8 protein-coding genes, 1 CRISPR repeat array and 1 other annotated feature are annotated in these 12,427 nt (G+C 65.0%); of the genes, 1 reads left to right on the top strand and 7 read right to left on the bottom strand.

Going from position 1 to position 12,427, the window contains the following annotated elements; genetic code table 11:
• Nucleotides 1–49 precede the first annotated feature (49 nt).
• The 4 genes from CKO28_RS06225 to CKO28_RS06210 form a co-directional block, all read right to left on the bottom strand.
• On the bottom strand, nt 50–3,334 hold the full coding sequence (locus CKO28_RS06225) for an HD domain-containing protein (protein WP_200339763.1): 3,285 nt from the start codon (nt 3,332–3,334) through the stop codon (nt 50–52).
• Nucleotides 3,331–4,266, bottom strand: a complete 936-nt coding sequence (gene cas1f / locus CKO28_RS06220; RefSeq protein ID WP_200339762.1) for a type I-F CRISPR-associated endonuclease Cas1f — start codon at nt 4,264–4,266, stop codon at nt 3,331–3,333. Before cas1f ends, CKO28_RS06225 begins: the two co-directional genes overlap by 4 nt.
• Before the next feature lie 470 nt (nt 4,267–4,736).
• A CRISPR array of direct repeats spans nt 4,737–5,605; the repeat unit is 28 nt; unit sequence GTGAGCTGCCGGGCAGGCAGCTGAGAAT.
• A 35-nt stretch (nt 5,606–5,640) separates the two neighbouring features.
• Nucleotides 5,641–6,875 (bottom strand): IS3 family transposase gene (locus tag CKO28_RS06215; protein ID WP_200339761.1). Its coding sequence is split into 2 segments (ribosomal slippage): nt 5,641–6,581 and nt 6,581–6,875, totalling 1,236 coding nucleotides; the frame shifts between segments, so codons are not numbered across the junction.
• Nucleotides 6,472–6,588 (bottom strand) — a sequence feature (AL1L pseudoknot). It overlaps the preceding gene by 117 nt.
• An 845-nt stretch (nt 6,876–7,720) precedes the next feature.
• The gene (locus tag CKO28_RS06210) at nt 7,721–7,891 is read right to left on the bottom strand and encodes a hypothetical protein (protein WP_200339760.1); all 171 of its coding nucleotides are present in this window, start codon (nt 7,889–7,891) and stop codon (nt 7,721–7,723) included.
• A 250-nt stretch (nt 7,892–8,141) separates the two neighbouring features.
• Here CKO28_RS06210 and CKO28_RS06205 point away from each other — a divergent pair, with 250 nt between their 5' ends.
• On the top strand, nt 8,142–8,519 hold the full coding sequence (locus CKO28_RS06205) for a hypothetical protein (RefSeq protein ID WP_200339759.1): 378 nt from the start codon (nt 8,142–8,144) through the stop codon (nt 8,517–8,519).
• A gap of 91 nt (nt 8,520–8,610) precedes the next feature.
• Here CKO28_RS06205 and CKO28_RS06200 read toward each other — a convergent pair whose 3' ends face one another.
• From CKO28_RS06200 to CKO28_RS06190, 3 genes are all read right to left on the bottom strand, one after another.
• Nucleotides 8,611–10,290, bottom strand: coding sequence for a hypothetical protein (locus CKO28_RS06200; RefSeq protein WP_200339758.1), 1,680 nt, complete (start codon nt 10,288–10,290; stop codon nt 8,611–8,613).
• 236 nt (nt 10,291–10,526) lie between these two features.
• Entirely contained in the window at nt 10,527–11,357 is an 831-nt protein-coding gene (locus tag CKO28_RS06195; protein WP_200339757.1) for a hypothetical protein, read from the bottom strand.
• Between the two features lie 26 nt (nt 11,358–11,383).
• Nucleotides 11,384–12,211: a hypothetical protein gene (locus CKO28_RS06190; RefSeq protein ID WP_200339756.1), complete on the bottom strand. Its 828-nt coding sequence runs from the start codon at nt 12,209–12,211 to the stop codon at nt 11,384–11,386.
• Nucleotides 12,212–12,427 lie beyond the last annotated feature (216 nt).

Raw genomic sequence — 12,427 nt, 5'->3', positions numbered from 1 at the left:
CGCCTTTACGGTCATGGCCACGGGACGACCGTAAAAAAGTGCCTACGGGTCAGCGAGTACGGTCGGCGCCGAGAAGCCAGTCGTGCTCGATACGGGTGTGCCGCTGACCGGGTAGGTCAAACGACAGAAGTGCCTGAGAGAACCGTTCATCCCGGCAGTTCCGGAAAAGGCCGCGCAAACGGGCGATCGAGCTCTGAATGCAGATGTCGATCAGCGGGAATACGTCGCGTTCGGGCGCGCCGCGCCACGGCTCAACGTCGGCGGCAAAGCTTCCGTCCACAGGGTGGCAGCCGGTGTCATCGACAGCCCACCAGGTCGAGCGGGTGTTGTCCGGGAGCATGTAGTAGGTGGTGGATGCTTCGGACCGGCGGAAGCGGCGGTTGATCGGGAGCCAGGTCGCGAATGGCGCACTGGGGTCGGTCACGAACCTGATGCCGCCCGACGAGGGGTTCAGCAGGAAGTCGCGCAAGAGCTTGTGCTCTTTGCAGGAGAGTTCGTTGATCGGTTCGTCGGGCTCGGCCAGGCAGAGCGTTGCGTCAATCCCGCGTTCGAAGGCCGCGATGTCGACCAGATCGGGTAGCTTTACGGCGTCCAGAACCGGGGCCTGGATCCGGCTGGCGCGGACAGGTGTCTCCACGCCGGGATAGACCCAGAAGGGGGCTGTGTCCCCGCGCCAGTAGGCCATCGGCGCGGACAGCACAGCGAAGTTGGGCTTAGCAGGTGTCACGTCTCGGTGCCGTAGTACGCGGCCTGCGAGCTGGATCAGTGAGCGGATGGAGCTCGGCTCGGCGACCGCGTAGTCGAAGTCGTGGTCGCGACCGGTCTCCTCGACGGGTGTCGTTGCGACGATCGCCATGACGTGCTGTTTGCCGGAAGCGCGAGCTGCGTCCACCAGTCTGCGCATCCTGGGATGTTGGCGGATCTTGCCGTCCGGGTCGGAGCCTTTGCGCACCAGGAGCTCGTTCAGCAGCCGTTCGGTTTCGAACCGGATAACCCCGACCAGTCGGGCGTGATAGCAGGCAATGCCAATGACGGAATCGGAGACGCCCGTGCGCGTCACATACCGCGTGAAGGCGCGGGCAGAGCGCACATTGGAGAAGCGCACCACGCCGAGGGACACGCAGATACCATCGAGCTCGAAGTGGTGGCGTTCGTGCATTTGGCGGGCGCTGTCCAGCATGGCCCCGTAGGCTGCCTCTTCGCTCCGCTCATCCGGCTCGATCACCTCCATGCGGCGGCGCGATGGCTCTGCAGCGAGGCCGCCCGTGATCCGATCAGCGATCGTCCGGTGCATGGCGGCGAAAGTACTGCGATCGACGACCCTGAACTCGGAGAGGTCGGGATTGTCGTATATCCAGGCCGTCGTGACTTTGTCGGGGACCGCGTGCATGCGCGCGTAGGCGCTGTATCCTTGCGTGTATGCCTCGTGAAGGGCCTCCGCGACGGCCGGTGGGATCGTCGCCGAGGCGATGATGACGCGTCTGCCGAAGGCGCCGGCGAGCGCGACAAGGCGCAGGATCGCGGCGACGTCCTCGGGTTCGTAGCAATCGATCTCGTCCAGGATCAGATCGCTCGTGGCGACGCGGAGTGTGCGGTAGAGGTGTCCTCCGCGCCGGGCATCGGCGCAAGCCATCACCTGGTCCACCGTGGCCGCAACCACTGGGGTTCGGAGCAGCTTGTCGTTTCCGGTTTGGCCAGTGTCGGCGAGAGCTCGCTCGAGCTGGTGAGGGAGCTGTCGCTGCGGATCGTCCAGGGGGCGGCCTCCGAGCGCGGCCAATTCCGCCGCAGATGGTTCGTCGCTCTCGGGGCCGGCCATCGAAAGCGAGTCCTGTGCTCCCACGACAATGTCGTCGAAGACCTGCGGCTCGGCGCTGGTCCCGTGCTCTTCGGGTTGGTCCTGGCCGATCTCGTGAAGCCGTCGGCTGGCGAAGTCGCCGACGATCGTTGCAACGTCGTCGGGGGCAAAGCCGACATCGCGAACATACTCGGCACCCGATTGCAGGGTCAGGCTGCGCAACCCCAGACCCAGAAAGAAGCGACAACGGGGTGCGGCCGCAAGAAGTGCTGCGGGGCACCCCCGGGTTTTGCCACCGCCGGTGCGCACCAGAACGATCCCGAAGAACCCACCCGCTTTGGCATCGCACTCGAGTAGCCGCGTTACGGCATGGCCTTGCCAGCCAAAGCGGCCGCGCGCACTCGGCGCCGTCAGCGCATCCGGCACCCCATCCGCTGGCACCGCGGGGAATGCGTCCTGGGCGCGCCTGAGCATGCGGACAAAGCCGTTCGCTTCGCGGGAGACGGAGATCAGGTGGTTGCCAAGGCGCTCTCCCAGCTTGACCTGCCCGTCGATCTCCAGACTGTTCGCAGCGAGTTCATGGTCTTCGGCCTCCGCGACTTTTCGTGCGGAGGCGTGTTGATCGCCAAGCATCAGCGCAAGGCGCCCGTACGCATAGACGGTGAGGGAATCGAGCGCCCAATCATGTTGGAGTGCCGAGGCTAGCTGCCGAGCTTCCCGCTGAAGTGCGGAGCGGAGCTTCTCGCTATCGAAAAGCGAGCCGTACGGCGCGTGCTCGCACCCATGTGTTCCGAACTCGCTCCGGGATGCCGTTCTGACGTGCTGCGCCGCGGTGAACCGAACCTCGGATCGAGAGATCTCGGCTTCCAGGAGTCGGTGGTGGGTGGCGATCAGGAGCGTGATGGACGATGCGACCGGGTCCTCCACTCGCCATGCAATCCGAGTGAGCGAGCTGTCATCGACCAAGCGGTCGGCCTCTCGCGCAGCTTCCGCGTAGGCCTTTTGAAGCTGCCCCTTGCTCACCCCCGCGGACAGATCGGCTAGGAGGTGCTCGAGGCCGCCGGCCTGGCCCATCAGCGCCTGGAAAAACAACGTAGAGATCAGTTCGTGGCGAACTGGGTCCGCGAGAGGACGCTTGCCGCGGAGCTTCCACTGGAAGGCCGCGCTCGCTTTCCCAACGTCATGCAGCAGGGCCGCCAGAGACACAATACATCGGAGTTGCTCGAAGCCGGCGGTCTCAACGCGCGGCTGCGCCCCGAGTGACTGTGTCTGAACAGCGTATTGGCCGGAGCGATTAAAGCGGGCGCGGGAGCCGATGATGAAAGCGGGCTCGCGCATGCTGCGGCTGGCCACGAAGCAGGAGATTGAGGTGTTCCTGCTGGCGGTTTTTCGAAGCCGGTCGGAGATGACGCGTAGGGCTTCGCTCGAGGTATGGCCGGTCCAGGTCGCTGGCCCGACCCGTGGGAGATATCTGTCCAGAGTTTGCCGGACGCGCTTTCGCGCAACCTTCTTGGAGTGATCGACAAAGGTGACGATCATGGTTGGGCGCACTCCGCGATGATGTCGTCGATCGTTCGGAAGGTGCGCTCCATCAATTTCCTGTCGTCGAAGGCGCCGATGACGCGGCCGCGGAGATCCTTTTCCGACGCGTTTGGATTTCGGGTGGCAATATCGCATGCCAGGACAAGGACAAACGCGTCCTTGAAGCTATCAGCGATGTCGAAGACGAGGCCTCCGGCTCGCGAGCGCCCGTGCAGCACAGACAAAGCCGGCGGAATTCCGTAGGCCCAAAGCGCTACAGCAGCGATCCCGTAGGCCAGATAGTTTCCGTGATCGAGGAAAGCGTTGATGGTCTGGATGCGCTCAGGGAGATGCGACCGGTCGGACTCGCGCCCATGGACGCGTTTGAACCCTTTAATTCGATACCCGGAGGCGATCGCGTGGTAGATTGATTTGCAAAATGTCCCTTCGGCGCCCAGAAGTGAATCTGCGGTGTTGGTCGTCTTTATGGTCTTTCGGAAGCGATCTGCGGCGTCGTCGATCCAGTCGGGGTCAAAGCGATTGCTGTTTTTCTGAGCCAGCTTTTCCAGGGCTTCGATCCGTCTAAGCTGGATGATCTTGGCGGCCTCAAGTGAACGCCTCTCGTCCTGATAGATTGTCAGCCATTTTTGGAACCGGTCGGTAGGCCTGCTCAAATCCCCGAACGAAGCCATCAGGAGCGGCGTGGCACCGCTGCCGGTGGCAGCCAGCATCACGTTCTCTTCGCAGAGTTTCCGCATGGCGGCCTGGGTGATCGATGTTCCCTGGCCGAGCAGAAGCGCTGACAGGTTGGCATGCGGAACGTTGAAGGAGCGGATCAGGCTGTCATCGGCGACGTCGTAAACAACACGATCCTCGTCGACCCGGACGCGGCTGCGCTCGAGGTAGAGTAGTGACTGGCGATGGGTGTGGAGTAGGCGTGTGTCGGGCATATCGGTCCGGTGTCTGAGGTCGAGATCGGTAATATGGGTGCACCATCTGCGGGCCGGCTTCCGATTCCGGATGACAAAGGCTGTGTACGGTCTCCGCCGGCCGTTGCGACGCCTCAATACGGACATACCCTCTTTTTGTAGGGTCGCCGCACCATTACCCGGAAAGCTACTGAGGGGGCAAGCGGCCCTCTCTGCCATCCATCGGCCATAGCCGGATTGGCCGTTTGGCGCTCTTTCTCACCTGTGAATAAGACCTAGAGCGGCATTAGCTGGTTCGGGTGACTGATCAGGATTAAATGTCGAGGGCGCCCCTTCGGCCCATCTGACCCTTGAGCGGGCTTCCTTCGCGCCAAGAATTTGAAGGTTGTGGAAGCTCAGAGGGTTAGCCGCGACGCACATAAACGAAGGTGGGTACGGCCAATTTTAGGGCAAAGTCCACAAAACTGCGCCATATCCGCCCTCAAACACCCGTGAGCTGCCGGGCAGGCAGCTGAGAATCACATTGTCACGAGCACCAGACGCTCGACTGGGTGAGCTGCCGGGCAGGCAGCTGAGAATTACAACACGGACGCGGCGTCGCAGAACGCTGAGTGAGCTGCCGGGCAGGCAGCTGAGAATAGCCGCGGGGGCCGGGGGCGAGTTGCTCCTGCGTGAGCTGCCGGGCAGGCAGCTGAGAATACCACCCGGTCGCCAGATAGCGGGATTGGGTCGTGAGCTGCCGGGCAGGCAGCTGAGAATGAGCGGATACCAGGTCGAGCCGTCGTCTGTGTGTGAGCTGCCGGGCAGGCAGCTGAGAATTCGGTGTGGCGGGCGGCGCCCGCGGTGTCGCAGTGAGCTGCCGGGCAGGCAGCTGAGAATTCGGCCATCTGCCGTGGCAGGCCGGCCATCCAGTGAGCTGCCGGGCAGGCAGCTGAGAATAATGGGGACCTGGCAGCTCCTGATCGCACAGCGTGAGCTGCCGGGCAGGCAGCTGAGAATAGACAGCGCGCGCAGCTTGGCGCTGGACTGAAAGTGAGCTGCCGGGCAGGCAGCTGAGAATTACCACGTACTCAAGAGCCATCCCGGCGAGAGGTGAGCTGCCGGGCAGGCAGCTGAGAATATCATTGGGTCGCAAGCCAAAAGTCTTGGTAAGTGAGCTGCCGGGCAGGCAGCTGAGAATTGGCTGGCGCCCGATACCCTGCAGTTCATCGAGTGAGCTGCCGGGCAGGCAGCTGAGAATCGGCACCGTCCAGTCGCACGCGACCGCTGTCTGTGAGCTGCCGGGCAGGCAGCTGAGAATTCCCGTATCCGCGCCGTCGAGGCGAATGTCCAGTGAGCTGCCGGGCAGGCAGCTGAGGTGTCCCGGCTTTCTCGGAGGCTGTGGTGTTTGGACGATCAGGCCGCCATGGCGGCCTGATCGTCCAAATCGAAAAATTTCGCCTCGGCCTCCGCCGGCGGGATATGGCCAAGCGGTTCCAGCAGGCGCCGGTTGTTGAACCAGTCGACCCACTCCAGGGTCGTCAGTTCCAGCTGTTCCAGGCCGCGCCACGGACCCAGGCGGCGGATCACCTCCGTCTTGTACAGCCCGATCACGGTCTCCGCGAGGGCGTTGTCGTAGCTGTCGCCGACGCTGCCCACCGACGGCTGAATGCCCGCGTCCTGCAGCCGCTCGGTGTACTTGATCGAGACGTACTGAACGCCCCTGTCGCTGTGATGCACCAGCTGGCCGTTTGAGACCGGCTGACGGGCGTGCAGCGCCTGCTCCAGGGCATCCAGCACAAAGCCGGTCTCCGCGCTGTGCGAGGCTCGCCAGCCGACGATCCGCCGCGCGAACGCGTCGATCACGAAGGCCACGTAGGCGAAGCCGTGCCAGGTGGCCACGTAGGTGAAGTCGGAGAGCCACAAAGCGTTGGGCCGGGCCGGCTGAAAGTCCCGGTTCACGTGGTCGCGCGGGCACGGCTGAGCCTTGTCGCTCACCGTCGTCCGCTTGACCTTGCCGCGCACCGCGCCTTGCAGGTCCATCTCGTGCATCAGGCGTTCGACCGTGCAGCGAGCGACCTCGAAGCCATCCCGGCGAAGCTGCTGCCAGACCTTGCGCACACCGTAGACCTGGAAGTTCTCGTCCCAGACCCGGCGAATCTCCGTGCGCAGTCGCGCATCGCGTTGGATACGCGCCGGCGCCGTCGACGGCGCCGCCTGGCGGGCCGCGTGGAGACGGTAGGTCGACGGGGCGATCGGCAGCTGCCGGCAGATCGGCTCGACCCCGTAGACCGTGCGGTGATCGTCGATGAACGCGATCATGACTTGTTGCGGCGGTCGAGCTCCGCCTGAGCAAAATAAGCCGAAGCTTTGCGCAGGATCTCGTTCGCCCGCCGGAGCTCCTTGTTCTCCCGCTCCAGCTCCTTGAGGCGCTCCTGCTCATCGCTCGTCATGCCAGCGGCTGTTCCCTCATCACGCTCCGCCTGCCGCAGCCAGTTGCGCAGCGTCTCAGGGTTGCAGCCGAACTTCTCGGCGATCGAGGTGAGCGCCGCCCATCGTGAGGCGTACTCGCCCTCATGCTCGCGCACCATCCGAACGGCGCGCTCGCGTAGTTCCCGCGGATACGGCTTCCGGTTCGTCGTCTTTCCCATGGGCTCCAGTCTCCCAGACGTTGGAGCCTCCGGAAAGCTCGGGGCGGTTCAAGCTGAGAATTGTGCCGGCCGCTAGGGACGGCTCTCAAACTCGTGAGCTGCCGGGCAGGCAGCTGAGAATCGTCAAAGACGATGCCCGTGCGTCACGCCTTGGTGAGCTGCCGGGCAGGCAGCTGAGAATAGCGAATTGGGCGTTCGGGACCACGAATTCATGTGAGCTGCCGGGCAGGCAGCTGAGAAGGACGGCGGCACCTACCGCCCGTTCACAATGAGGTGGGCTGCCGGTCAGGCAGCTGAGAAGCGTTATAAGAAAGTTGAGAAACGCTTATAACCGTGGGCTGCCGGGCAGGCAGCTGAGAAGCTTCGCGTCCTTCTGATCTCTCTCTGTCCGCGGTGGGCTGCCGGGCAGGCAGCTGAGCAGTTGGCGCCCAGTCCGAGGAGCAACGATCTGCGGTGAGCTGCCGGGCAGGCAGCTGAGAAGTACTCGGTCACGTCGAAGGCTCGCGGGCGACTGTGAGCTGCCGGTCAGGTAGCTGAGAAGGGGATCGCCGTCCTGTGTGAGACCGACGCCCCGTGAGCTGCCGGGCAGGCAGTTGAGAAGATTCCGGCAACCGGTGAGCATCCGGATGAGCCGTGGGCTGCCGCGCAGGGAGCTGGGAAGAACGCGCGCCGACCCTCCAACTATACGCGGGCGTGGGCCGGCAGATGGGCGGCTGAGAGGATCTTTTTGAAGCCCTCGGCCAGGGCCATGGCGTTGGCCAATGGACAAGCGGATCGGAATACGACCGTTATCCATGTGATCCAGGCCGGTAGGTGGACTGTGGCAAAAGTCCGGCCGAACCTGATCAAGCGAGCGGGGCGCCGCCGCAGCAGGGATCGACGTTGTTGCCGCAGCTCAGGCACTGGACGTGGCCGTGAACCTCGACCATGCCGCGGTCGCTCAGACAGAGCGGGCAGCGCGGGTCGCGCGGACAACTGGCGCCCTCGACAGTGTGTTCGCGGCTCTGAGACTCCATGCGATCGGTCATGCCCTGAATATAGCGGCTCGCCTCGCTGGACGCGACATCGAGATCCAGGGCGGCGACCCGATTCCGGTCATCGGTGTCGGTATATCAGGTCGCGATTACCGCCACTCCACGCGCGACCTGCACGATTTGTTAACGCTTTCTGGTCAGAAGCTTATCAGTGGAATGGGGTGGGGGTCACTGCACTCTCAGATCGTGCATCGCGCCGCCGCGCAGGCGGCCAGGGCAAAGGACAGGTAGGATGCGTAAGATCATGGCTCTCGGGCTGGCCGCGCTGCTGCTGAGCGCGTGCGGCGAGGACAACGACCTGCTCGGCAAGTGGGAGCTCGACCGAGAGTCCACGACGGAGCGGATGAAGGGCAACATCATGGCCGCGTTCCTGGTCCCGGTGCTGAAGCGGCTCGACGAGAGCGGGCTGGAGTTCACCAAGGATAGCCTGATCGGGCCCGATGGCGCCGAGGCGGTCATCTACGATCGGATGGACGACGGCCGCATGCGCGTGACCCGCGTCGACCAGAACGGCCAGCCGCTCGGCCGCAGCCTCGTCCTCGACCCCTCCGACGACCGCATCGACATGCCGATCCCGATGGTGGGGCGGGTCACCTTCGTGCGCGGGTAAGCGCGCCGCGGACGGCCTACCGGGACGCAAAGCGCCGGGCGACGGTTTCCCGTCACCCGGCACGATCGCGCGGGATACGCCGCCGGCCGGGTTACGCGGCCTCGGGCGACTGCGTTCGCAGTCCCCACAGGATCCGGCGCATGAAGACGCGATCGAAGCCACACTCCTCGGCATCCAAGCCGGCTTCTTCTTCGTTGAAAACGAAGTCCTCGAGGTAGTCGGGATCGCACGTCACCGGGGACAGTGGCTGATCCTGTTCATCCACCGGCACTGTCGCCAGCCTGGGCTTGCACCATTCGCTTGATTCGATCATCGCCAGCGACCAGCTCCGGGTCTGCTCCGCGGCGTCACGGTCCTGTTCGCTCGCGGTCAGGGCAGGCAGGTACCAGCCGAGGGTCAGATAGCCCGGCTCATCTTCGGAGACGATCTCCGGCCGGGCTTGCGCCCCAAGGATCAGGATCGCGTTCTTGCTCATCATCCGGTGACGCGCGCCCCAGCTAGAGATCGCCACGTCGCTGTCCGGATGGACCGAGGCCGGATCGCCGTCCTCGACGGTGAAGACGTCGACCTCGCCGAGCTGCGGGTCGTTCAGGTGGAAGCTCGGTAGGCGCGGGTCACCTTCCGACAGCAACGCGTTCACGCTCCAGCCCGCGCTCCGGAACACGCCGTACCAGCGCGCGTCGAGATAGTCTGCGAGGCCGGAGAGCTCCGCTCCGTCTTCGCAGAGCTCATAGAGGCTATACGCGGAGACATCACACACCGGCTCTGGGGTCAGTCCGGCGGCGTCGGAATCGAACGGCTCCGTGAAGGTGGCTCCCCCTCCTTCGATGATCTCCCTCAGCCGTTTGCGTAAACGAGCCTCGTGGTCGCCATCAGCCGCGGCCTCCGCCTCTGACTCAGCCTCAGCCTCCAGGTCGATCTCGGCCAACTCCCGCTGATAGGCGTCCTGGCGCGCGGCGGCCTCGGGGTCGACCGCGTGATGGACGTGGAAGGCCGCGCACCGGGTGAGGTACTGCGCGGCACGGTGGTGGCCGAGGGCCTCGGTGATCAAACTCTGACCCCGGGAGATCAGGGTGGCCCCGACCTGGTGCGCCGGCTGCTCGTCCAGTAGCGCATCGATCTCGAGATCGAGCGCTCCGGTCTTCATGACCGAGGCGTAGCCGAAGATGCTCTCGAAGTCGTCGCGACCGCCCGCCTCGCGATCCAGCGCTTCGGCGTAGGTATCGATGCGCCGCTGGAACGGAACCATGATCCGGGCCGCTTCCTGCAGGCTCACCTCGGGCTCGGGTGGGGTGTTGGCGGCCAGGATCGACATGACGCCGCCCATACCCACCAGGGAGATGTCGTCGTCGTCATCCGCGTTCGTGTAACCGTAGGACATGACCGCGTGCCGGAAGAAGGCCGATGAGACCAGCGTGGGGCTCCCTGTGGCCGTCAGCGCGGCGATCCCGAGCTTGGCGAAGAGGGCGTCGACGAACTCTTTCTGCTGCTCAGGAGACATCGCGCTGACGTCAGGCAGCGAGTCCAACGCGCGCTTGATCTCTTGAATACGGTCCTGCATGCCGGCATCGGTTCCATAACGGTTGAAAATGGTTCTGCGACGGATGTGGGATCGGGGCGAAGAATTTGGGTCCAGATCGTCGTAATATCCGCGAGATACTCGTGCGCGAGCGGCGTCGACCGGGACGGCCAGCCGCGCGGACGCAGCCGCGTCCTCGATCCCGCCGGCGAATCGCATCGACATGCCGATCCCGATGGTGCGGCGTGTCACCTTCGTCCGCAGCTGACGCAACCCAGCTCTGGATCTAGGCGCGAAACGCCGGGCGCCGGGAAACCCCGCCGCCCGGCATCACGCAACGCAACACACAGCAAAGCCGGTCCAGCCGCATCCGGCCAGACCACCGCGTAACCCCGCGGCGCGGGGCTGGATCAGGCCCCCAGCGAGACAGCAGAGCCCTCCAGCTGCCGGTGTTATTCGCGCGACCGCCGGCTGCGCGCATCCTGTTGCTAGGCCGCGTGAGCCGGCTCCAACGGCCAGTCGCGCGCAAGCTTGTCGAGCATCTCTGCCCGCTCCCGGGCCACCCGGACCATGCGGCCCTGCCACTTCGGATGCGTGCTGGCCTCGCTCGGGTCCACGAAGGGGCGCGAGTCCATCCGGTTACCGGGCGAGGGATGCTGCATGCCGTAGTAGACCCGCTCATGGCTCAGGACGTCGTGCGCCACCAGATGCTCGACGGCGGCACGCGCCGGCTGACCCATCGGAAAAACGCGCGCGTTCGGCAGAGCCTGGAGCTCATCGGCGAGCAGCGTCTCGACCATCTGGCGCATCCATGGCGTCTTCATCATGCTCGCAGCGCCGCGATAGCCCTCGCGCTCGCCGTCACCGGCGTCCCTAGCCACCTTGAAGACGGGATAACGCAACGCCGAGGTCAGGTGCACGCGCATGCCGTGCCGGTCCAGCAGGCTCGCGGCATCGCGCACGCCCATTCGCCTCGGGATCTCCATGAAGTTCAGCATCCGCTCCAGCGGATCTCGGATGTCGCCCGCGAACGCACCGGCCATCTTCGCCTCGACAAGCGCCCGGGACGACGACATCCCACGCCGAAGGCCGCCGCGCAGCGAGCGCAACGCCTTGAGCGCCTGCGAATAGCCGGGCGTGAGGCCGACGAGAACGATCTCGGCCTGCGTGTTGAGCGGCTCGAAGGGCGCCCAGTGAACCTCCCAGTCGCCCTCGCGGTGCAGCAGCAGGCGATCGTAGCCAGGGGCCAGCAGCCTGGCGGGTTCCACCTCGCGGACGGCCTTGAGGAATGACGCCTTCTGTGTATCGTTGATCTGCATGTCGGTCGATCCTGTATGAAATAGGGTCAGGAGGTCTGCTCGCGGAGCGCCAGCGTGACGGCGTGGCCGATCAGAGCGGCCGGGTCGGGCGCCTCCAGGTAGTCCGCCGCACGACCGAGCGTGTCGACATCCGCGCCGAACGCACCCTTGCGCACATCTTCGAAGTGCCGGGGAACCGAGGACTCCTCGAGCTCGTCGGTTAGCTGGGCGACGATCCGGGCGAACTCGCGCCGGCTGCGCGTCTGCAGCAGGTCCTGGTGGAGCTGGCGCCGCCGCTGGTCCGGACTCGGCCAAGGCACGAAGGCCCGCCGGCTGGTCAGCCACTTGTAGGCGTCCTCGGGACGGTAATAGGGCTCATCGCCGGCGCCGCCGGTCGGTTTCAGCTCGCCCCGGCTCACCGCGTTGCGCACGCTGCGCTCCGAGACCTGGCCGATGGCCGCGATCATTCCGACCGTCAGGGCGCCGCCGAAGTCCTCGAAGTCGCCCGCGCTACCGGGGCACTCGAGGTGCAGGATGTGCGCCCGCGCGTCGGCCGCCAGGCGGACCTGCTTGAGCATGTCGGCCTTCACCGGCTCGCCGGCGTTGTTGATCGGCGGTAGCGCCTCGACGTAGCAGATGATGTCCTGCAGATCCGCCGCGTCGAAATTGGCCGCGCGTGGTGAGCCGGGCTGGAAGGCGAAGTCCCGGGCGGCCAACAGCTGGCTGGTAATCTCCGCCCGCGTCGGATCGACCTCCGACACCTCGCTGTCGAACGCCGGCAACGCCCCGGTCCGGTCGCTGCTCTTCTGCGCCAGCTGCGCGACCGCCAGGATCACATGGCGCATCTCGTTGTGGATCTCCGTGTCCTCGATCATGATGTGGCTCCATAATGTGATTATGTGACGCATATCGACACACTGTTGGTGTGGCGTCAAGGAGAAAAATGAATGTGTGACGCATATACGCACACTCCCTGCCACGCGTGACGGCGAGGCAGCCCGGGCACGGACGGGGGCGGTCAGTGTGCAGGCGGATTGAAGATGCTAGGCTGCCGGGCATTGCGGGGCTCCACCGCAGGAACTGGTGAAGGC

The organism is Rhodovibrio sodomensis, assembly GCF_016583645.1.
Lineage (GTDB): Bacteria > Pseudomonadota > Alphaproteobacteria > Kiloniellales > Rhodovibrionaceae > Rhodovibrio > Rhodovibrio sodomensis.
This window is presented reverse-complemented; position numbering and strand designations above follow the sequence as displayed.